This window comes from Zhongshania aliphaticivorans (assembly GCF_001586255.1).
In the GTDB taxonomy this organism is placed as follows: domain Bacteria; phylum Pseudomonadota; class Gammaproteobacteria; order Pseudomonadales; family Spongiibacteraceae; genus Spongiibacter; species Spongiibacter aliphaticivorans.
On sequence record NZ_CP014544.1, the window covers coordinates 207,990 to 229,956 of the forward strand.

Annotated in this window: 17 protein-coding genes; 8 read left to right on the top strand and 9 right to left on the bottom strand. The window is 48.9% G+C overall.

Features of this window, described 5'->3' with window-relative positions:
- Positions 1 to 381: 381 nt before the first annotated feature.
- Positions 382 to 1,200 carry a bifunctional DNA-formamidopyrimidine glycosylase/DNA-(apurinic or apyrimidinic site) lyase gene (mutM, locus tag AZF00_RS01020; protein ID WP_062382508.1) on the top strand — a complete coding sequence of 273 codons (819 nt, stop codon included), beginning with the start codon at positions 382 to 384 and terminating at the stop codon, positions 1,198 to 1,200.
- 841 nt (positions 1,201 to 2,041) lie between these two features.
- Here mutM and ggt read toward each other — a convergent pair.
- From ggt to AZF00_RS01065, 9 genes are all read right to left on the bottom strand, one after another.
- Entirely contained in the window at positions 2,042 to 3,781 is a 1,740-nt protein-coding gene (ggt, locus tag AZF00_RS01025) for a gamma-glutamyltransferase (RefSeq protein WP_062384789.1), read from the bottom strand.
- A 668-nt stretch (positions 3,782 to 4,449) separates the two neighbouring features.
- Positions 4,450 to 4,737: a GIY-YIG nuclease family protein gene (locus AZF00_RS01030; RefSeq protein WP_062382512.1), complete on the bottom strand. Its 288-nt coding sequence runs from the start codon at positions 4,735 to 4,737 to the stop codon at positions 4,450 to 4,452.
- Positions 4,738 to 4,772: 35 nt separating this feature from the next.
- On the bottom strand, positions 4,773 to 5,024 hold the full coding sequence (locus tag AZF00_RS01035; protein WP_008253427.1) for a YfhL family 4Fe-4S dicluster ferredoxin: 252 nt from the start codon (positions 5,022 to 5,024) through the stop codon (positions 4,773 to 4,775).
- A gap of 7 nt (positions 5,025 to 5,031) precedes the next feature.
- Positions 5,032 to 5,517 (bottom strand): pantetheine-phosphate adenylyltransferase, encoded by a 486-nt coding sequence (gene coaD / locus AZF00_RS01040; protein WP_062382515.1) that lies wholly within the window; start codon positions 5,515 to 5,517, stop codon positions 5,032 to 5,034.
- Positions 5,518 to 5,745: 228 nt separating this feature from the next.
- Complete coding sequence (gene tnpC, locus AZF00_RS01045; RefSeq protein WP_062384793.1) at positions 5,746 to 7,308, bottom strand: IS66 family transposase; 1,563 nt, start codon at positions 7,306 to 7,308, stop codon at positions 5,746 to 5,748.
- 110 nt (positions 7,309 to 7,418) lie between these two features.
- Entirely contained in the window at positions 7,419 to 7,772 is a 354-nt protein-coding gene (gene tnpB, locus AZF00_RS01050; RefSeq protein WP_081482690.1) for an IS66 family insertion sequence element accessory protein TnpB, read from the bottom strand.
- On the bottom strand, positions 7,751 to 8,113 hold the full coding sequence (locus AZF00_RS01055) for a transposase (RefSeq protein ID WP_082793634.1): 363 nt from the start codon (positions 8,111 to 8,113) through the stop codon (positions 7,751 to 7,753). Before AZF00_RS01055 ends, tnpB begins: the two co-directional genes overlap by 22 nt.
- Positions 8,114 to 9,475: 1,362 nt before the next feature.
- Entirely contained in the window at positions 9,476 to 11,728 is a 2,253-nt protein-coding gene (locus AZF00_RS01060) for a polysaccharide biosynthesis tyrosine autokinase (RefSeq protein WP_062384796.1), read from the bottom strand.
- 97 nt (positions 11,729 to 11,825) lie between these two features.
- Positions 11,826 to 12,965, bottom strand: a complete 1,140-nt coding sequence (locus AZF00_RS01065) for a polysaccharide export protein (protein WP_062382522.1) — start codon at positions 12,963 to 12,965, stop codon at positions 11,826 to 11,828.
- A 1,240-nt stretch (positions 12,966 to 14,205) separates the two neighbouring features.
- On the opposite strand from AZF00_RS01065, the gene AZF00_RS01070 reads away from it, so the two are divergent.
- From AZF00_RS01070 to rfbB, 7 genes are read left to right on the top strand one after another with little or no spacing between them, the layout of a single operon-like run.
- Positions 14,206 to 15,645, top strand: a complete 1,440-nt coding sequence (locus AZF00_RS01070; RefSeq protein ID WP_062382525.1) for an undecaprenyl-phosphate glucose phosphotransferase — start codon at positions 14,206 to 14,208, stop codon at positions 15,643 to 15,645.
- Positions 15,646 to 15,694: 49 nt separating this feature from the next.
- Positions 15,695 to 16,357 (top strand): sulfotransferase family 2 domain-containing protein, encoded by a 663-nt coding sequence (locus tag AZF00_RS18815; RefSeq protein WP_082793635.1) that lies wholly within the window; start codon positions 15,695 to 15,697, stop codon positions 16,355 to 16,357.
- The gene (locus AZF00_RS01080; protein WP_062382531.1) at positions 16,354 to 17,643 is read left to right on the top strand and encodes a hypothetical protein; all 1,290 of its coding nucleotides are present in this window, start codon (positions 16,354 to 16,356) and stop codon (positions 17,641 to 17,643) included. Before AZF00_RS18815 ends, AZF00_RS01080 begins: the two co-directional genes overlap by 4 nt.
- Positions 17,606 to 18,448: a glycosyltransferase family protein gene (locus AZF00_RS01085; RefSeq protein ID WP_156474831.1), complete on the top strand. Its 843-nt coding sequence runs from the start codon at positions 17,606 to 17,608 to the stop codon at positions 18,446 to 18,448. Before AZF00_RS01080 ends, AZF00_RS01085 begins: the two co-directional genes overlap by 38 nt.
- Positions 18,445 to 19,620 carry a glycosyltransferase family 4 protein gene (locus AZF00_RS01090; protein ID WP_062382537.1) on the top strand — a complete coding sequence of 392 codons (1,176 nt, stop codon included), beginning with the start codon at positions 18,445 to 18,447 and terminating at the stop codon, positions 19,618 to 19,620. Before AZF00_RS01085 ends, AZF00_RS01090 begins: the two co-directional genes overlap by 4 nt.
- The gene (locus tag AZF00_RS01095; RefSeq protein WP_062382541.1) at positions 19,595 to 20,701 is read left to right on the top strand and encodes a DUF1972 domain-containing protein; all 1,107 of its coding nucleotides are present in this window, start codon (positions 19,595 to 19,597) and stop codon (positions 20,699 to 20,701) included. Before AZF00_RS01090 ends, AZF00_RS01095 begins: the two co-directional genes overlap by 26 nt.
- Complete coding sequence (gene rfbB, locus AZF00_RS01100; protein ID WP_062382545.1) at positions 20,698 to 21,771, top strand: dTDP-glucose 4,6-dehydratase; 1,074 nt, start codon at positions 20,698 to 20,700, stop codon at positions 21,769 to 21,771. Before AZF00_RS01095 ends, rfbB begins: the two co-directional genes overlap by 4 nt.
- Positions 21,772 to 21,967: the final 196 nt, after the last annotated feature.

A 21,967-nucleotide genomic window follows, 5' to 3' on the forward strand; every position in this document is an offset into this window, starting at 1 on the left:
GGATGACGGCAAATACGCCATACTTTTCCAATCGTCACTCCTGCGAAGGGATGGTGCAAAATATGCGTAGCTAATCCGATCGTCACTCCTGCGAAGGCGGACTCTGCCCCTGCGAAGGCAGGGGGTCCATCCCAGCAACGGAGTTCGGGCTTAGGCGTTAGCGCGACAAGGCATTCGCTGTGCTCATATGGATACCAGCCTGCGCTGGTATGACGGCAATACGCCACACTCTTCCACGCGTCACTCCTGCGAAGAGATGGCTGCAAATATGCCAAGCTAATTCACTCGTCACTCCAACGGCCGCAGTCGTGGTGCCTACTAGGTTGCGTAAGTTACAATTCAACTCAGGCTTTACAACTCACATTGAGGTTCAAAACCCCCGTGCCCGAACTCCCCGAAGTCGAAACCGTCAAGCGCGGCATAGCCCCCCATTTGATTGGTCGCGTGTTCAGCGACGTTATTATTCGCGACCATCGTTTACGCTGGCCGGTCGACCTCGAACTTGCCAACCACTTGTGCGGTCAAGAGGTTCTATCTGTCGAGCGCCGAGCCAAATATCTATTAATCCGCCTACCCACCGGTTACCTGGTTATCCACTTGGGTATGTCGGGTCGCTTGTATTTTGTTGATACTAATACCCCTGTGGCAAAACACGATCACTTGGATTGGCGCTTGGACGACGGCAAAATTCTGCGCTATACCGACCCCCGCCGATTTGGCGCCGTTGTTTGGGTTGAGGGCGAGAATGTAGCGAGTCATAAATTATTGGCCAAACTTGGTCCTGAGCCACTGAGCGACGATTTTAATCCGGCTTATGTATTTAAGCGCTCCCGCAAACGCATGGTGCCGATAAAAAGTTTTCTAATGGATGCCCATGTTGTTGTGGGGGTTGGCAATATCTATGCAAATGAAGCGCTCTACATGGCCGGCATTAGTCCCACAAGAGAGGCCGGCAGTATCAGCCTAGCCCGCTATACTCGCCTGGTAGACGAGGTTAAAAGCGTGCTCGACAAAGCCATAACCCAAGGCGGCACAACGCTTAAAGACTTTGTTGGCGGGGATGGTAAACCTGGCTACTTCAAGCAAGAACTGCAAGTCTATGGTCGCGGCGGCCAACCCTGCTGGGGCTGTATGAAGGAATTGAGCGAGATCCGCATAGCCCAACGCACAACCGTGTTCTGTCGACGCTGTCAGAAGTAAGCTAAAGCAATCGTCGCTCCTGCACAGGGATGACGATTAGGGAATTGCGGTACATACCTGAGTAATTATGACGGCAACTAGACCAAGCTAAATCAGCCGTCACTCCTGCGGAGGCAGGAGTCCATACCAGCAACGGAGTTCGGGCTTAAACGTTAGCGCGATAAGGCATTCGCTACGCTCACATGGATCCCTGCCTGCGCAGGGATGACTTAAATTTAAATCGTCGTTGCGGTGAAGGATGAACGTCAACAGAGAATTAAACTGGCGTCACTTCCAAGAAAGCATAGCGCCAACTACACCAACTGTCACTCCTGCGAAGTCGGACTCTGCCCCTGCGAAGGCAGGGGGTCCATCCCAGCAACGGAGTTCGGGCTTAGGCGTTAGCGCGACAAGGCATTCACTGCGCTCACATGGATCCCTGCCTGCGCAGGGATGACAAAATAAATTCAGCTCGCCACCCCACGCAAGCATGACGGTATAACACGCCACACTAAATCAACTGTCACTCCTGCGAAAGGCAGGCGTTAATAGAGAATTAAACTGCTGTCACTCCTGCGAAGTCGGACTCTGCCCCTGCGAAGGCAGGGGGGCCATCCCAGCAACGGAGTTCGGGCTTAGGCGTTAGCGCGACAAGGCATTCACTGCGCTCACATGGATCCCTGCCTGCGCAGGGATGACTTAAATTTACATCGTCGTTGCGGTGAAGGCTGAACGTCAAGAGAGAATTAAACTGCTGTCACCCGCACGAAGACCTAGCGCCAACCACACCAGCCAACTGTCACTCCTGCGAAGGCAGGAGTCCACCCCAGCAACGGAGTCGATACTATATTAGCTGGGAATACTAATACCCCAGCGCTTGCCCCTCGCGCCGAGGGTCCGCCGCACCTTCCAGCCCTGATTCTTTAATCAGAATACCGTGTAGCCCACTGGTTTGATCGCTCTCTTTAACCGGATGCCCGCGCTTTTGTAATTGTTTAATAACATCACGATCAAACCGGCCAGCCTCTAGCTCGACAAGGTCTCCCATCGCAATGATATGCCCGCTGGCAATGGCGGTATCAATAGCTTCACCTTGGCCAAGCACGCGGTAAAGGCTGCCCGCAACATAGTCAATAATGCGCGCGCCACCTGGCGAGCCTATTGCCAGAACGGGGCTGCCATCTTTAAACACAATAATGGGTGACATTGACGAACGCGGCCGCTTTCCGGCTTGAATACGATTCGCAATTTTGCTGCCGTCTTTCTCAGCCGGGCTAAAAGAGAAGTCGCTGAGTTGGTTATTCAGCAAAAAGCCACCCACAAACACCCGCGAACCAAAGGCGGTTTCTATGCTCGTGGTCATGCTTAAAACATTGCCGTCGGCGTCGACAATACTGAAATGGCTGGTGGAGGGTAACTCTGGTGAGGAACTGTCAACAACCGCTGGGGCGCCGACGGGCTTACCGGCTACGACGGTAGCCAAGCGGCGATTTGGCTTAATAAGCGCTGCACGAGATTTTAAATAGTGGCGCTCGACCAGTCCCGCGGTCGGCACCGTCACAAAATCGGGATCGGCAATATAGCGATTGCGATCAGCAAAGGCGAGTCGAGAGGCCTCAATAAAGGTGTGAATAAAATCGACTCCCCGCAAGGCGCCGCGCTGGCGCTCAATGGCCTCGATCATGCCTAAAATGGCCAGTACTGTCGTTCCTCCCGATGAGGGTGGGGGGGCACCGCAAACTTGGTATTCTCGATAAGGCGCGCACACTGCAGGTCGTTGAATAGCATGGTAATTAGCTAAATCGCTGAGACTAAGGCTACCTGCGCGGTTGGGATCATTCGCCACTGCGGCGACCATATTCTTAGCAATATCACCGTGGTAAAAAGCTTTGCCGCCATCCTGCGCGAGCTTTCTTAGCGTCGCCGCGTAAGCCGGGTTTTGTAAAAGGTCGCCAACGGCCTTTGGCTTTCCAGCGGCATTAAAAAAGTAGCTACTGATTGCTGGATTCACCGCGACCTTTGGCATCTCTTTCAATAAGGTGTGAAGGCGGGGAGAGATAACAAAACCGGTTTCGGCCAATTCAATAGCGGGTGTAAATAACGTTGACCACGGCAGCTCACCAAATTGGCGATGTGCGGCATCCAACATTGCCACCACCCCTGGAACGCCAACCGAATGACCGCCAATAACCGCCTCAAAGAAACCCATCGCACTGCCGTCAGTATGCAGAAAATGGCGTTCGTTTATTGCCTGGGGGGCGGTTTCCCTGCCATCCCAACTACTGAGCTGTTTGCGTTGCGCATCCCAAAACAGCATAAACGCACCACCGCCAATGCCCGACGATTGCGGCTCTACCAAGCCCAATACCAACTGCGCGGCAATTCCCGCGTCTACAGCTGAGCCGCCTTGGGCAAGTATCTTTTGCGCTGCCTTAGTGGCGTAAGGATTTGCTGTTACTGCCATCGCCGATTTGGCCGTAACAGCAGGGCTTTTATTAAAACCACTGGCCGCCTCAGGCACAATTGTTGGGTCACTTGCGTAGCTCGCATAACTGATCAAAAGCAAAATTGAAAAACGGAGCAACTGCTGGGTAGTAAACATAAACGTAATCACGTAGTAAAAGCGGTAAATTAGCTTGCCACGTGGCGCGATGAATCGCAAAGCCTCGCTAAAGCAATCGCTACGCTCATATGGATCCCTGCCTGCGCAGGGATGACTTAAATATAAATCGTTGTTGCGGTGAAGGCTGAACGTAAACAGGGAGTTAAGCTTCGGTCCTCCGGCAAAGACTTGAACATCAAAGGAGAATTAAACTGCTGTCACTCCTGCGAAGGCAGGAGTCCATCTTTGCAACGAAGTTTGGGCTTAGACGTTGGCGCCATAAGGCATTCGCTACGCTCACATGGATGGATGACAAAATAAAATTATGAAGTTGAGCTTTCAGTCACCCCTGCGAAGGCAGGGGTCCATCTCAGCAACGGAGCGCAAAGTTAACACTTCCGCCACAGACATTCGCTGCGCTCAAATGGATACCTTCCTGCGAAGGTATGACGAAATGCCCTAAACACGAACTTTCCGTTACTCCTGCGAAGCCGGACTCTGCCCCTGTGAATGCAGGAGTCCATCTCTGCCGCGAAGTTTGGGTATAGACGTTGGCGCCATAAGGCATTCGCTACGCTCACATGGATCCCTGCCTGCGCAGGGATGACAAAATAATTATGAAGTTGAGCTTTCAGTCACCCCTGCGTAGTCCGGCTCATCACACCGCCTCAAAACAGCTCAGGGTAAAGGTCTTGCCATTGGGGATTTTTTTCTTCAATGAGGCGAATTTTCCATTCACGTTTCCACCGTTTAAGCTGCTTTTCGCGAGTAATGGCAGCATACATTTCTTGGTGCAATTCAATGTAGACCAAGCGGTGAACTGAGTAGCGTTGACTAAAGCCCGTGACCAAGTCTGCCTTGTGCTGGCAAATTCGAGCGACAATATTGCTTGTTACGCCGATATAGAGGGTGCCGTGCGGCTTACTGGCGAGTATGTATACACAGGGTTGTTTCATTGGCGGCCGTCCTTGGCTGCAGATTGTGCTTTATTTTACCCAGCGGCAATTAACTTCTCATACTTCACCATTAATTGCTCCTCGGTCTCGATAAATGCCGGGTCAAGGGGAATGCAATCCACAGGACAAACCTGCTGGCACTGGGGTTCGTCAAAATGGCCAACGCATTCGGTGCAGCGATTGGGATCTATCTCGTAAATGCTGTCGCCTTGATAAATGGCTTCGTTGGGGCACTCAGGCTCACACACGTCACAGTTAATGCATTCCTCGGTAATAATTAGCGCCACTGCATGCTCACTTGCGGGGAGGGAAGCGCGCGTTGAGTGCTTTACTCACATTGTCGGGCACAAAACGCGACACTTCGCCGCCCATACTGGCGATTTCTCTGAGCAATGACGACGACACATACGACAGCGACTCGCCTGGCGTTAAAAACACAGTCTCTATACCTGGCGCCAGTGAACGGTTCATATTGGCAAGCTGTAATTCATACTCATAATCCGCCACGGTGCGAACGCCGCGCAGAATAATACTACAGTTTTGCGCCTTAGCCAGCTCCACCGTTAATCCAGTAAAACTGCATACTTCAATATTGGGCACATGAGCCAAGGCCTCGGCGCACAAATCCATACGCTCTTTAAGCGCAAACATGGGCACCTTCTTCTCGCTGTTGGCGACGGCAAGCACAACCGTGTCAAACAACTTACAAGCCCGCTCAACTAAATCGATATGGCCACGAGTAATGGGGTCGAACGTGCCGGGATATATAATACGTTTCATAGCTCACCGAATATGCGTGCGGCAGATAGTTCGGGCAATTGGCTTTTAAACTCACATTGCACCGAAGGCGTAGCGGAATTTTAACGCAATACACCGGCGGTTCATAACCCCATGAGTAGTTGGGGCTATAAGGCATTCGCTACGCTCACATGGATCCCTGCCTGCGCAGGGATGGCGGAAAACACACCAAACCAAATCAATCGTAAGCGTCCGGCAAACCCACATTGCCTACGGCTGCCAATTATGCGGCAGTAATTCGCTGATCTTTGACGCCCGCTGAGTCGGCAATCTTTCCATTACATCTTTTAGGTAGGCCTGTGGGTTTAAACCATTAATCTTCGCGGACTGGATTAAGGTCATTACGTTAGCCGCGCGCTGACCGCTGCGCAGCGACCCCGCAAACAGCCAGTTCGAACGGCCAAGCGCCCAAGGTCTAATTTGATTCTCAACCCAGTTATTGTCGATGGGCACAGCGCCGTCATCCAAGTAACGCGTGAGCGCATCCCAGCGTTTCAAGCTGTATTGGATTGCTTTGGCTGTCGCGCTGCCATCGGGTACCTGCTGCCGCTTTCCGATCAGCCAATGCTGTAACTGATCGATAATCGGTTTGGCTTGTTCTTGTCGTTGTTGCCTTCGCTGCTCAGGACTTAGTTCAACAAGTTCCCGCTCGATGAGATAGAGCTGTTTAATATAGTCCAGCGCCTGCTCAGTAATCTGGCTTTTGTTGGCCACGTGCAGGTCGTGGAATTTACGCCGAGCGTGGGCCCAGCAGCCAATTTCGATCATGCCATTGGCGAAGCCCGCTTTGTAACCGCTGTAATCATCGCAAACTAACTTCCCTCGCCAATCTGCGAGGAAGTCTCTCGATTCTTTGCCTGAGCGGCTGGGCCTGAAGTCGTAGACCACACCTTGTACCGGGGAGTAGCGCGTTGCCGCATAGGCCCAGACATAGGCTTTATGAGTACGCTGCTTACCCGGCGCCAACATCGCAACAGGTGTTTCATCGGCATGTAGTACTGCTTGTTCTAATAGTTGCTCGCGCAGAGCATCCACTAAAGACTGTAGCTCTACGCCACAACGACCCACCCAATCCGCTAATGTTGAGCGGGGAATTATGACGCCGCTACGGGCAAACTGTTGTTCTTGGCGGTACGGCGGTAGATGATCGGCATATTTGCTAATGAGTACTTGGGCCAACAAGCCGGTGGTGGGAATGCCTTTATCAATAATGTGCGCTGCGACAGGAGCTTGTACCAAACTGTCGCAATCACGGCAGCACCATTTGCCGCGGATATGACGCTCAACACTAAAGGTGCCGGGCTGGTAGTCGAGCTTCTCGCTAACGTCTTCACCGATCCGAGTGAGTGCACAGCCGCAAGCACAGTTTGTGTTCTCGGGTTCATGGTGAATCTCGGTGCGGGGCAAGTCTTGGGGAAGTGGCTGGCGTTTGGGCTTTTTGCGCTCGCGCTGTTCTGGCGTAACCGAGACTCTCTCCAGTTCAACCTCAATTGCGGCGATGTCTTCGTCGACCAGCGCGTCCAATAAAGCGAGCTGGTGCTTATCGATCCCTTCACTGCGCTTACCAAAGCGGTGGCGACGCAACAGCGCTAACTCATGGGTCAGCTTGTCTTTATGGGTTTGTAGTTGTTCGAGCGAGGCTTCGCGTTGAGCAATGCACTGATCGCGTTCGGCGATCTTGTGCGTTTGGGCAGTCACCGTCTCCTGCAACTGCATGACCAGCTTGCGAAGCTGGTCGGGAGATAAGTTTTGGAGGTCGGCTGGCTGAGTCATCACCTTACTTTGCCAGAACTTGGCGCCGCGTTCGATGACGATTTTGTAAATGGACGAGGCGCGGCAACTGTGCTCGTCAGCGCGCAATTAAGACGCAAATTTGGCCGTGATTACAACACCGAGATGGTGGCTGCGCCACCCGCTTGCCGCCACGGCAAACCAAGCACCAGTGCCTGTAATTGTTCTTCATCCAGGACAATGGCTTGCCCTTCACGCAGCGCGCACCAACTGAATTTACCCTTATGTAATCGTCGAGCAGCTAGCCATAAGCCGAAACCATCATGCACTAAAACCTTCATGCGATTGGCGCGTTTGTTGGCAAAAAGGTAGGCGCAATGAGGGCGTGCTTCGCCGAAGCTTTGCACCACGCGCGCCAAAGTGGTATCTGGGCCAGCGCGCATATCCAGCGGTTCACGCGCCAACCAAATCTCGTCGATACGAATCATGATTGGGACTTCAGCCATGAAGCTAAATCGGCAAGACCGGACATTGGCCAGTGGATCGTGACGGGACCAAGGGGGCTGCTTAGTTCGACTTTTAGCGTGGTATCAGGGCATGAGGCGTCCATTGCCTTGACGGGAATTCGCGGTGCAACTTTAATAAAGTCATCACGCCCAGCCGCCTTCGCTTCAAACTGGCGCCGCCATTTATGCACGAGATTGGCATTGATTTTAAACTGCTGCGCTACGCTTGCCACCGATGTATTCGAAGCATAGCTCGCCGCCACAACTTGCTCCTTAAACTGAAGCGAATGTTTGCGGCGAGGTGGTGTGGCTGGTGCGGGAAGTAATCCTTGAGTATCCATTGTTGGTGTCCACTTAGTATGAGGTGGACACCAAGACTACTATCTTACAGTAAGATGGGAAGGTGAGTTGCCCGGACGCTTACAATCAATCGTCACTCCTGCGAAGGCAGGAGTCCATCCCAGCAACGAAGTTTGGGCTTAGACGTTGGGCTAATAAGGCATTCGCTGCGCTCATATGGATCCCTGCCTGCGCAGGGATGACTTGATGGGTGCTGCGAATCTAATGCATGGCCCGTCTTGGCCTGCGTAAGTATTGCAGCAAACACCCCACGCTAAACCAATCGTCGCTCCAGCGAAGGCTTAACGGCAACGACACCAAACCAAATCAATCGTCACTCCTGCGAAGGCAGGGGGTCCATCCCAGCAACGAAGTTTGGGCTTAAACGTTGGCGCAATAAGCATTCGCTACGCTCACATGGATCCGTGCCTGCGCAGGGATGACTTGACGGGTGCTGCGAATCTAATGCATGGCCCGTCTTGGCCTGCGTAAGTATTGCAGCAAACACCCCACGCTAAACCAATCGTCGTTCCAGCGAAGGCTTAACGGCAACGACACCAAACCAAATTAATCGTCACTCCTGCGAAGGCAGGAGTCCATCCCAGCAACGAAGTTCGGGCTTAGACGTTGGCCTAATAAGGCATTCGCTGCGCTCAAATGGATACCTTCCTGCGAAGGTATGACGAAACGCCCTAAACACAAACGTTCCGTCACTCCTGCGAAGCCGGACTCTGCCCCTGCGAAGGCAGGGGTCCATCCCAGCAACGAAGTTCGGGCTTAGACGTTGGCCTAATAAGGCATTCGCTGCGCTCAAATGGATACCTTCCTGCGAAGGTATGACGAAACGCCCTAAACACAAACGTTCCGTCACTCCTGCGAAGCCGGACTCTGCCCCTGCGAAGGCAGGGGTCCATCCCAGCAACGAAGTTTGGGCTTAGACGTTGGGGTAATAAGGCATTTGCTACGCTCACATGGATCCCTGCCTGCGCAGGGATGACTTGATGGGTGCTGCGAATCTAATGCATGGCCCGTTTTGGCCTGCGTAAGTATTGCAGCAAACACCCCACGCTAAACCAATCGTCGCTCCAGCGAAGGCTTAACGGCAACGACACCAAACCAAATCAATCGTCACTCCTGCGAAGGCAGGAGTCCATCCCAGCAACGAAGTTTGGGCTTAGACGTTGGGGTAATAAGGCATTTGCTACGCTGACATGGATCCCTGCCTGCGCAGGGATGACCAAATAAGATTATGACGTTGGGCTTTCAGTCACCCCTGCGAAGGCAGGGGGTCCATCTCTGCAACGAATTAGGTGTTAAGTACCGGCGCCCAAGCCCGCAGCGGAGCTTGGGCTAAACCGCGAGCGCTAGCTCTCCGCCTTATCCGATTTATATTCGTATTGGTAGTAGCCGTAACCATAACCGTAGCCATAGCCTGAAGCTTTGCGTTCTACCGCATTGAGTACAACGCCTTTAACCGTAATACCATTTTGTTCAAAGCGCTGCTTGGTGACTTCCAGCTCTTTAACAGGGTTTAAGCCAAAGCGGGTTACTAGCATGGTGACGCCGCACTGGCGGCCGATAATCGCCGCATCGGTTACGGCCATAATGGGTGGCGTATCAACAATAATAAGGTCGTAGTCGGCGCTGACGGCTTCGAGCAGCTGCGTTAGGCCTTTGCTCATAAGCAGTTCAGACGGGTTGGGGGGTATTGCGCCTCTAGGCAGTATAAAAAGCTCAGCAATTTTGGTTGGCTGTATTGCGTCCTGCAATTGCACACGCTTACTTAAAACATCCGACACGCCATTCTCAGGCCCTACATCAAACATTTTGTGCATATAGCCTTTACGCAAATCCATGTCGATTAGCAGTACGCGCTGGCCCGCTTGGGCGATTACTGCCGCCAAGTTACCCGACACAAAAGACTTACCAACATTGGGGCTGGGGCCAGATATCATCATAATATTGTTGCTGGCTTCCAGCATGGCAAAGTGCAAGCTGGTACGCAGGCTGCGCAAGGCCTCTATGGTGATGTCGGTGGGGTTGCGTTGTGCGAGCAACGCCGTTGGATGCTGATTGCGTATTTTGCGCAACTGCCGAGCCGAGCGACGGCTGCCAAAATCCAATTTACGTTGTTCATCCGACAAAGGAATAGACGCATACACCGGCAGGCCAATGGCTTCTATGTCGTCGGGGTTTTCAATACCGCGATTCAGCGCCGCCCGCACCAGTACTAATGCCACGCCCAAGAAACCGCCGAGCAAGGTCGCAATAACAACAATAAGCGCCTTCTTGGGTTTAACCGGCTCTTCAATATTTACCGCAGCGTCGTCAATAATGCGCACATTGCCCACGGTGCCCGCGCGAACAATATCCAACTCTTGAATATTGTTGAGCATTTGGGTGTAAATCTCGGTACCCACTTCTAGGTCGCGCTTTAGCCCCAATAGCTCTTGCTGGGTTTCTGGCAGGCCTTTAATACGGCTGTTAAATTCCGTTTTACGAGCCATTTGCTCGGCCATTTGTTCCCGCCAAGCTTGGTAAGCGGGGTGGTCGCGGGTGTATTTACGGTCTAGCTCAGCTTGCTGCAATTGCAATTCAGCAATGCCAGATTCAATGTCCACCACTTGGTCTAACAGCGCTTCGGCTTCGGCGCTAATGTTCACCGAGCCCACTTTAACCTGATAGGCATTAAACTTGCGCTCGGCCTCTTCAAGGTCTTTTTTAATGTTAGGCAACTGCTCCCGCAAAAAATCCAAGCTCTTAGCGGCTTCTGCCGACTGGCGCTCCACGTTTTGCCGCAGATAGGTACTGGCAATAACATTCAAAATCTCTTCGGCACGGTCGGGCTTGGTGTCTTCTATAGACAGCGCCAAAATGCCCGAATCTTTACCGCGTTCAGATACGCCCATGCTTCCTTGAAGAGTGATAATTGCGCTTAAGCGGCGCAGGCGACTGAGGGTGAATTGGGTGCCAGGACGGGCGTGCAGCGTGGGTATATAAAGCTCGTAGCCCTCGGCGCGTATTAACTTACCCGCTTCGCCACTGAGTAGCGCCTCGCCATCAGGCGATAACAGCGTAAAACCACTTTCTTCAGCGACCAGAGTATGCGCTTCATTAAATTGTGTGGCGGGCACCTCAAAGCGGCTAACTTTAATGCGCTCGCCGCCCCAGGCGTAGGAGCCAAAGCCGAGTATGGGCGAATTAAGCTCGTTAGCTTCACCGGCAAAACGCCGGGCTATGGCGCGACCAAGCACGGGAAAATAGCGGGGTTCTACTTGAATATCTAAATCGAGATTATCTACCGCCGTGCCAATCACCTTGCGGCTTTTAATAAGCTCAATTTCGGTAATGGCCTCAGATTCGCCACCAAACATCTCGGTAACGTCACTCATGCCGGGCAAGCCGGGCGACTTCTCCTCTACCTGTATAATGGCATTTGCCCTATACACGGGTGACGCCAGTAAGGCGTAGGCAATGCCAATTACCATAAACACGGCGGTAATGGCTGCAATAAGCCATTTTTGATCCCATAAAGTCGCAAATAAGGCCAGTAAATCGATTTCGTCGTCTTGGGCTTGTTGTCGCGGGGCGGGGCTGCTGCTTGTAGTAGCGGTCATAGAATTGAATACCAAAAATAAAAATTTGGGTGTGCTGCCTGCACGCGAGTGTGCAGGCAAAAATTATTCTGTGTTGCTGAGCTGTGCAAAATTAAGCTTACCTAGCTTCTATGTCGCCGATTCTGTCGGTAGCGAGAATAGACGGTAACAGTTGGCTCAAAAAACGGTTCCAGCGTGTAATGGGCGCTGGCGATACATATACAACGTCTCGTGGTTCAAGCGGAAATGAGTCTGCAAACATAAAGCCTACTGCAGAGGCTGCGTTTAAATGGTAAACCGTAGCCGAATATACGGGTTGGCCGTTGGCGGGATCTCTTTTAACGCCAGTATTGCGCAATACATATATGCCGCGACCGTCTGCTCTGCTTTCATTTATACCATTAGCTTCCGCTAAGGCTTCGGCAAGGCTGGTGCCATTGCGCGACATGTTCAAGCTCTGCGGGCGGTTTACCTCACCCAATACAAAGACTTTTTCTGCGTCATTGCGGGGAATATGAACTAAATCGCCATCTTGCAATAACAGGTTTTGACTCCACTGACCTTCTTCGTAAAGGCTGCGAAGGGTGATGTGGCGAGTGCTGCCTTGGCGGTTAAGGATGATATCACCCCAGGTGGCCGTGTCGGTGAGGCCGCCAAGCTGCTCTATAGCATCCACCAAGGTGAGCGGCGTATTCGTAATTGGCACCACGCCAGGCTTCATTACAGATCCGCTAACATAGACCTTTTGGCTGCGAAAAGCGGCAACCCGCACATCAATCTGAGGGCGTTTAATAACAGAGCCTAGTTTGTTTTGTAATAAGGTTTGTACCTCGCCAGTGGTCAGGCCAGACACTGGCAGCTCGCCGGCGTAGGGGTAAAATACCGTGCCATCGGCTTTTACAACATTGCCGCCTTCTTCGGCGCTACGGAATGAACCAGAGGGAATGGTCAGCTCTGGGTGTTCCCACACCGTAATAGTGAGTACATCACCTGGCGCAATTCGGTAATTGTAATTGACTACAGCGCTGCGCAATTCGTCGTTTGTGCTTGGCGCCGCAGGTGCTGCGCTGCCAAGATGGCTCAATACAGTGGCATCAATGGGAATATAATTAATATCGGTGGTGGCGGGTGAGTATTCCTCTGGGGTGTCGTTGTACCAAAAAGAATTCATTCTGCCCATGTTTGAACCGGGAACCACAGTACAGGCTGTGGTGCTACAAACAAGCGCCGTTAATAAAGAAGCTCTTAATCCATTCATGCAGTAAAGTCCTTGGCTGCGTAAGTTTTGGCCTTTGTTAAAATTAAAGGACTGTAAGTAAATTTAGTAAACGATTGGGCTATATACAAAATGTATGCCGTTTACACAGAATTGCGACATCCGCCCTTCCTGTCGCGAATGTCGATCCTTAGTCTTAACTACCGTAAAGCGGCCAATGATACCTAGCTTGCAGGGAGGGTACCAGCCCCGCTGTGCCAGAGTTGCCTAGCAACTAATAAGTTGTGAACAAATTGACAGTCAGCGTAATTAGAATCTGCAAGAAATCCGCACATTAACAAATCTGTAGTAATTAGCTGCCAGAATTCGCGCAGCTAAGCGAGCTTGGTCGCAATAGCAAAGATTCAGAAGGGAAAAGCACCAGCAGGAGCAGCTAAGTGTTTTCTGTGGGAGTTTGGTCGTCGCTTGAAGGGCCTAGTAATTAGCATAGAAAGTGTATAAGTGGCCCCTTGGGGGCATTCGTGGCCATTCTGGGGTGTTTTAAGGGTTATTGAGAAAGCTTACATCGCCATGAGCGACATAAGCAGTCTCCGTGGCTGCTTATGTAGTTGCTCTAGAGTATTTAATAAGTAGTCGCCCTTGATGTGCTTAAGTAGTTAACAGGTGCTCATGTAGTCAGGCTTGGGTGCTTGAGTTGCCGGTCTCGGGTACTTACGCAGGCATCTTTAAGGTGCTTAAGCAGTCGTTCTAGAGGTACTGAATGTCGTCATCCTTAAGGTACTTAATGTAGTTATTCTTGTGGTACTTAAGCTGTCATCCTTGAGGTACTTAATGTAGTTATTCTTGAGGTGCTTAAGCTGTCATCCTTGCGAAGGCAAGGATCCAAGCTCGCAAATGCAAGACTGGCAGCCGTAAACCACGCACCACCACAATGGCCCACTAATTGCATTTGAGTAAAATGGTAAGGCTAAGTCAGTACAGCGCTGTGGCTTATAAGCGAGGGAATGCAGCAAACGGGCCTAAAGCGGAGTAATTACCTATATTGGGGCTTGGTTTTTGCACTGTATTGGCTCAGAATTACGCGCTTGCTTAGGGCGTGCGTATTTTTTGGTGCAAAGCGCCTAGGAGCAGCTAAACTTTAACCTCCGTATTGCAGTGTATAGCCATATAGACGCTATGCATTGAGTAAGAAGTAGCATCTGTAGAGCCTTGCCAAAGGAATGCCCGCGCTCCAGATGAAATAAAACGTGTAAAAGATGAATTCCTAAGCGAGGGAATTGCTGTGAATACTGAAAGAGTGAATTTGACCACCAACCTGCCGCAATCAGGTTTTATTCGTCAGCATCACTCCATGTTAATGGCGGTGCATCAACTAACAGATGTGCTGTTAATTTGGGGTATATTGGCGTTGCTTGTTAGCGTTGCCGATTATGGTTGGGCGGTGTGTTATCAAATTGCTGCCTTTTTAAGTTCAATTTGTTACCACATATTTGCCCATAAAAACGGCCTGTATTTTTCATGGCGCGGGCAATCACTGTTTACCGAAGTAAAAACCGTGATTGCCACGTGGCTGGTGGTGCTGGGTGCATTGTTAACGGTTGTTTTTGTATTTGAATTAAGCGAATCCTATGGCGGCGGTGTAATGATTGCCTGGGCGCTGGCCGTGCCGGTAGCAATCAGCTTTTATCGTGTGTCTGCCCGCATTGTGCTTAGAGAAATACGCCGCACTGGTGTTAACACTCGCCGAGTTGCCATAGTTGGTGCAAAAGAACCCGGCCTAACTCTGGCAAGAAGCATTTTGCAAAGTGCATGGATGGGCTTAGATGTTGCCGGATTTTTTGATAACCGCGTAATTGTGGGTGCTAAACCGCTAGATGGCGAAAACCTGCAGGTACTTGGCGACATCGAGTTTTTAAAAGCTCAGGCCCGCGCAGGCGAGTTCGACGACATCTACATCGCCCTGCCAATGCGCGAAGAAGAAACCATAAAAGACTTGGTAGAATACCTCGCTAACAGCTCTTGCTGTGTTCACATAGTGCCAGACGTGTTTACCTTTAAAATGCTTAATGCCCGCAGCCGCGAAATTGGTGGCCTGCCGGTAGTCAGTGTTTACGACACCCCCTTTGATTCATTCGATGCAATCGTAAAGCGTTTAGAAGACGTCACGCTCGCCTCAATAATCTTGTGCCTTATTGCCATTCCAATGCTCTTTATAGCTGCTGCGGTTAAGTTCACCTCTAAAGGCCCTGTTATATTTAAGCAGCGGCGCTACGGTATTAATGGCGAAGAGATAATGGTGTGGAAGTTCCGCTCAATGACCACCTGTGACAATGGCGATGTGGTTGTGCAGGCCACCAAAAATGATGCGCGAATTACCAAACTGGGCGCCTTCCTGCGTAAAACATCCTTGGATGAATTGCCGCAATTCATTAATGTGCTCCAGGGGCAAATGAGCATAGTTGGGCCACGGCCCCACGCTGTGGCGCACAATGAGCTTTACCGAGACAAAATCAGTGGTTATATGCAGCGTCATTTAGTCAAGCCTGGCATTACCGGTTGGGCGCAGGTGAATGGCTGGCGAGGTGAGACGGATACGCTGGAGAAGATGCAGAAACGGGTGGAGTTTGATTTGTTTTATATTCGGAATTGGTCGGTTTGGATGGATATTACCATTGTTCTAAAAACAGTTTTTAAAGGATTTGTCAGCAAAAGCGCTTATTAAATATGGGCTATTTTTTCTAGTGGCAGTGGAATAGTATTGAGGAGGGGGGGTGCTGGGTCGATTTTTTCAAGGTTTATTAAGTCCTGAGCAAATAATTAACCTAAAAAAGAAGAGGGCAATATTGGAATGCCCTCGTCGGTGTCACGTAGCTACTAAATCAATCTTTGTTCATGTGCCTAAGGCAGCAGGAATTTCTGTAGTGAATTCGATATATGGTGTTGATGAATCGACGCATGATTCATGGAGGGAGCATCGGCTGCGTAGTAAATATTTATGGAATAAAGCTTTTAAATTCTCATTCGTTCGTGATCCAGTTGATCGAATGATTTCTGCCTATTATTACTTGATGGCGGGAGGTCGTACCTATTCTGATAAATATTGGAAGGCTAATTATTTAGCAGAATTTGATGATTTGAATCATTTTGTTCTCGGGGGGGGCTTGGAGCGAGCAGTAAACTATGCAGAACATTTTTATCCACAGAGTTATTTTTTGTGTAATAAAAACAATGAGATAATGGTCGATTTTGTTGGGAGATATGAGAATTTAGAGGCGGACTTTAAGTATGTGGCAGATAGGATATTTGGAGGTGATCTGCAGCTATCATTTAAAAATGTTAATGCCTCTAATAAAACTGACGGCTTAAGTGAAGAGGCTGAGAAAATGGTTCGAAGCATATATTGCAATGATTTTATGGTGTTTGACTACAAGTGATATTTTTAATTGAGCTGGTATTTTTGTTTTTGCTGGCAATAAATTTGTATTTTATATCTAGGCGAAAGTATTCTTTTACGCTCTTCTGTGTGCCACTGTACTTAGTTTTTTCAGACTACCTTCTTTTTTTTTCCGGGTATGGACTGGGGGAGGTTAGTGTTGCCAAAATTTTTGTTGAGTTAGTGTTTGTTCAGGTTTTCTTGTGTTATTTGTTTCGTCGTGGCGGTAGGTTGACGGGGCAGGGTTTTGTTTTGTTTCTCTTTGTAGCTTCCGCTTTGCTGTTGGTGTGGGGGGCGGGGCAAAATGGATTTGTCTCAGCAGTTAATGGGTGGAGAAGCATATTCCTGTATATTTTTTTGGCAGAGATGATTGTCCATGATGCTGGGGATAAGCTTTCTTTGAATGCATTTGTAAATGGAATAATCTTTGTTTGTGTCGCAAATGGGCTAATAGCGATTTATCAATATTATTCCTATGATGGGAATATTGAAAGCACTTGGCGCTACGAACTGATACAAGCATCTTGGGAGTATAGTCAAATAGAATGGCACGAGAGGTTTATGTCGTACCAGCTAGAACGTGATGAAAAGCTGAGAGCTTCTGGTTTAATGAATTCCGCTTTGCTCTTTGGGTTTGTTGCTAGTTTGGCATTTGTTCTGTGCGTAAGGGGTTTTCTTGTTTTTAAGAGTAAGGGAGCAAGATTTGCTTTTATTTTAGCCGGGGGCGTGTTGATCTTGTCTGTGCATGTAAGTCAAGTTCGTACCGCAATTTTTGTTATAGTATTTTCAGCCTTATACGCCTCGTATTTCGATAGGATAAAAAGCAAGGCGGTGTTTGGAGTTGCAGCTTTCCTTCTCGCGCCAATTTTTATCTTGTTTGTCGGCTATTTCTTTTCCGCACTGTTAGATTCATCTGCCCAAGGTCGAGTGCTGCAATACTATGATGCAATTTCTTCAGTTTCGCTAATGGGAGAGGGATTGGGTAAATATGTTGGTCGATTTGATTCATTTTATGTTTACTCGTTTCGGGAGCTGGGTGTTTTTTCGATCTTGCCAATTTGGTATTTGGTAAGGGCGATCAGTAGGGTAAATTACGATGTGCATCGCCAAATGAAAAAAAACGATAAGCGGGCATTTTCGTTGATGATGGCGTTGATTTTGTCTCTTTCTTCGGTAATGGCGGTGCAGCATACGGCAGGGTCTGTTTTTTATTTCTGCATAGTATTTCTTCTTTGTGTGAGTGGGTCAAATGAATTACCGAATCGCGTTCATCGTAGTGCTATATAAAATTGACCCTATTGACAGTGAAACTTTGAAATCGATTGAGTCTTGGAACGGAAGCGAGAACGATGTTCTGCTTGTATGGGATAATAGTAAGAGAGGGTTCGATCTTGATAAATGTGACGTTGGTATAGAGTGTCGAGTTTTTCATACAGGTGAAAATCGGCCGCTATCAAGCATTTATAATACCCTTGTTACATCTGTCGAGTCCGACTTTTACGTTATTCTCGATGATGATTCAACTTTAAATAATGAGTATTTTTTAGCGCTTAAAGAATTTTGCAGTAGAGGCGATGCCCGCGTGGGATTACCAATAATAGAATTTAATAACGAGGTAATCTCTCCCGGTGTAGTGCTTGGGGTAAAGGGTCGGAAGATTAAAAAGGCTGAATTGCTAAGTGGGCCGAAAAATGGTTCCTTGGTTGGAATGATGAGTGGTACGGTGATATCGGAGGACGTATTTAATACGGGTGTTCGATTTGATGAAAGGCTGACATTTTACGGTGTAGATACAAAGTTTTTTGTTGATGTTTCCAAAAGAAATATTCCAGTTTCCATCTTGGATGTGACGATTAAGCATGATTCAGCTTTGAGGGGGAATATGGCGGCGAATTCAGAGTACTTGAATAGATTGAGATCGTTAGTGGGAGCTTGGAAATTTGTATTCGAAGGTGCTAGTTTTCTTAAAATTCGTCTTGTGTTCAGAATTACTTATTTTTCACTTAAATGGTGTGTGTTATTGAAAAGTAGTGCGCCATTATCCCTGTTGAGTGAGATTCGTGAGCTATTTAAGCGGGGGCAAACGGGGTGATTTTGATAGTCCATCAGTCGCTAGAGCTGTATGGCTCGGACAAAAGCATTATTGATATGGCGAATTTTTTGCTGTCAAAAACAGATTCGGGAGTGATCTTTTTTCTTCCTGAAGGAAATGGATTGGGATTGGATTATTTGAGGCAGATGCAAAGTCGATATGGACATAGGTTGAGAATTTATCAGCTTGATGTATGCAAAGTGGATCGTTCAGCATTTGGTTTGTTGGGTGTGGCTAAATTATTGCGATCGATCTTCTTCATGCTCTTCTTTGTACTAAGAAATCGCAAAGAATTTGCAGAGGTAAAATTTGTACATACTAATACTGTTGCGGTATTTGGGGGAGTGGTGGTTGCAAGTGTTTTGAATGTCCCTCATGTGTGGAATGTAAGGGAGATTATTGAAAGGCCAAAACTGGCATCAGTTTTTCTTCGGCTTATGGTGAGGTGTTTTTCTAGGCTTGTTATTTCTAATTCAGAGGCAACAGGAAGCTGGGTGAGAATTTTTGGAGGGGGGGGGAAATATTTCGTCGTGAATAATGGCGTAAGACCACCGGAAGTAAGTAGCGGTTCGTTTAATAGATATCGCGATAATTCAAAAGTCATGTTAGGTCTCGTCGGTAGAATAAGTGAATGGAAGGGGCACATGTTTTTGTTGGATATTGTGTCGGAATTGGTTTCTAGAGGATATAAAGATTTCAAGGTAGTTGTGGTAGGAGATGCCCATTCTGGGAATTTAGAGTTTTTACGGAACTTTAAAGATAAAATTCAAAGCTTGTCTTTGGTTGAGTTTGTTGAATTAATCCCCTTTGTGGATTCCGTTGGAGATGTATATAAGTCTATCGATATTTTACTTGTTCCTTCTCTACAACCAGAGCCGTTTGGGCGAGTCGCGGTAGAGGCAATGTCGCTTGGCGTCCCGGTAGTGGCATCGGATGCCGGTGGATTACAGGATATTGTTAAGCATGGTGAGTCAGGGTATTTGGTAGAGCCTGCAGATGTTGAGAAATTTGTTGTCGCAATTGGGATTTTAATGGCGGATAGAAGCCTTCGGAGTTCAATGGGTGAAATGGGAAGTAGGCGTTACCTCGATCGATTTACTGATGAGCAATGCTTTCTACGCTATTTAGAGATATTCGGTGAAATAAATGAATTTAATTATATTAGGGATTAGAGGTGTTCCCGCTAGCCATGGAGGTTTCGAAACCTTTGCAGAATATCTATGCGGATTTCTGCAGGATCGTGGATGGAATATAATTGTTTATTGTCAAGAAGATGGTGTCGGCCCTATTTATGAAAGCGACTGGAATGGCGTTAAGCGCATTCATATCCCAGTAAACAATAGTGGTGCATTAGGTACGGTCATTTTTGATTTAAAGTCAGTTATTCACTCTTTACGCCACAACGGCGTGTTTTTAACACTCGGTTATAACACGGCTATTTTTAATCTCTTGCATAGGGTATTCGGCAAGAAGAACGTTATAAATATGGATGGCATTGAATGGCGTCGCCAGAAATGGAGTGTTGTTGCTAAGTGCTGGTTTTGGGTGAATGAACGCTTAGGTTGTTGGTTTGGTAATCATCTGGTAGCTGATCACCCTCGTATCGAAGATCATTTAGCGACAAGGGTAAGTTGCGAAAAAATCTCAATGATTCCCTATGGGGGTCTTGAAGTTTCTTGTGCTGACGAAAATATACTTGCTGAGTTTGACCTTGTAAAAAATGAATACGCTATTGTGATAGCTAGGCCTGAGCCTGAGAATTCAATTCTTGAGATTGTTAGTGGTTTTTCAAAAAAGAAGAGAGGTAAAAAGCTAGTCGTTCTTGGTAATTACGATAAAGAAAATGCTTATCATCGAGCAGTATTAAATGCGGTTTCTGATGAGGTTGTATTCTTGGGTGCTATCTACGATGTCGAGAAGGTAAGCGCCCTTCGGTTCTATAGCACCGCTTATATTCATGGTCATCAAGTCGGAGGAACAAATCCTTCTTTAGTTGAGTCAATCGGTGCCGGTAATGCGATAATTGCGCACGACAATCCGTTTAATCGCTGGGTTGCTAAAGAAGGTGCTATTTACTTTTCTGGTGACTCACAAGCGTCTGATGCGTTTGAGAAGATTTTTCAAAATAAAGAGTTAGTAGAGAAACTTGAAATAAATACGCGTGAAAATTTTAGGGAAAATTTTCAGTGGGATGATATTTTGGCTCAGTACGAAAAGCTACTATCTAACTACATTGATAAGGACGTTAAATGAAGGTTTTAGTTACTGGCGGTGCAGGCTTTATCGGCAGTGCCGTTGTTCGCCATATTCTGGCAGATACTGATGCCTCGGTAGTCAATGTCGACGCCCTGACCTATGCGGGCAATCTGGAATCCATTCCCAATGCGCAAGCGTCAGCGCGTTACGCCTTTGCGCAGGTAGATATTTGCGATTTTGCTGCCTTGAGTGCGGTGTTTGCAGAGCATCGGCCTGATCTGGTAATGCATCTTGCGGCCGAGAGTCATGTGGATCGTTCCATCGACGGCCCCGGCGCTTTTATCCAGACCAATGTGGTGGGCACCTACAATATGCTGGAGGCCGCCCGTCATTATTGGCAGGGTTTAGCGGGTGATAAAAAAGCCGCCTTCCGTTTTCATCATATCTCCACTGATGAAGTCTATGGCGACCTTCACGGCAGCGATGACCTATTCACCGAAACGACCTCGTATGAACCGAGTTCCCCCTATTCCGCGAGCAAGGCAGGATCTGATCATTTGGTTCGAGCCTGGGGGCGCACCTTTGGTTTACCCGTTGTGGTTACCAATTGCTCAAACAACTACGGTCCCTACCATTTTCCGGAAAAGCTCGTTCCCCATATTATTTTGAATGCACTGCACGGCAAGCCCCTGCCGGTGTATGGCGACGGCAGTCAAATCCGCGACTGGCTCTATGTAGAAGACCACGCTCGCGCGCTGTTCAAAGTGGTAAGCGAAGGGAAGCTGGGCGAAACCTACAATATTGGTGGGCACAACGAGAAGCGCAATATTGAGGTGGTTCACACTATCTGCGACTTGCTGGAAGAGCTGGCACCAGAAAATGAAAACTCCCGCGCCAGCGGCAAAGGCTTTAAAGACTTAATCACCTTTGTTAAAGACCGCCCTGGCCACGATGCTCGCTACGCCATTGACGCCAGCAAAATTCAGCGGGAACTGGGCTGGGTACCTGAAGAGACCTTTGAGTCGGGTATTCGCAAAACCGTGCAGTGGTATTTGGATCATCCCCAGTGGTGGCAGCGGGTCTTGTCGGGGGATTATAAATTGGATCGGATTGGCGATGGCGGCTGAGGGCTTGATTGGCGCTCAATGCTGGATGGGAGACGGGAGACGCAAAAGTGAGACCCCTGCCTCCGCAGGGGTGACGGTTTTACGCTTTGAATGTTGTCGAGTCATACCTGCGCGTCATCCCTGCGAAGGCAGGGACAGGTATCCAAGTGAGCGGAGTGAATGCTTTTTTGGGTTTGGTGTTAGCGTTTAGTTTGAA

Coding starts and splice junctions, on each gene's coding strand:
- AZF00_RS01095 (WP_062382541.1), top strand. CDS start 19,595: ATGAATTTAATTATATTAGGGATTAGAGGTGTTCCCGCTAGCCATGGA.
- tnpC (WP_062384793.1), bottom strand. CDS start 7,308: ATGACTCAGCCAGCCGACCTCCAAAACTTATCTCCCGACCAGCTTCGC.
- rfbB (WP_062382545.1), top strand. CDS start 20,698: ATGAAGGTTTTAGTTACTGGCGGTGCAGGCTTTATCGGCAGTGCCGTT.
- AZF00_RS01065 (WP_062382522.1), bottom strand. CDS start 12,965: ATGAATGGATTAAGAGCTTCTTTATTAACGGCGCTTGTTTGTAGCACC.
- AZF00_RS01055 (WP_082793634.1), bottom strand. CDS start 8,113: ATGGATACTCAAGGATTACTTCCCGCACCAGCCACACCACCTCGCCGC.
- ggt (WP_062384789.1), bottom strand. CDS start 3,781: ATGTTTACTACCCAGCAGTTGCTCCGTTTTTCAATTTTGCTTTTGATC.
- tnpB (WP_081482690.1), bottom strand. CDS start 7,772: ATGGCTGAAGTCCCAATCATGATTCGTATCGACGAGATTTGGTTGGCG.
- coaD (WP_062382515.1), bottom strand. CDS start 5,517: ATGAAACGTATTATATATCCCGGCACGTTCGACCCCATTACTCGTGGC.
- AZF00_RS01030 (WP_062382512.1), bottom strand. CDS start 4,737: ATGAAACAACCCTGTGTATACATACTCGCCAGTAAGCCGCACGGCACC.
- AZF00_RS01085 (WP_156474831.1), top strand. CDS start 17,606: ATGAATTACCGAATCGCGTTCATCGTAGTGCTATATAAAATTGACCCT.
- AZF00_RS01060 (WP_062384796.1), bottom strand. CDS start 11,728: ATGACCGCTACTACAAGCAGCAGCCCCGCCCCGCGACAACAAGCCCAA.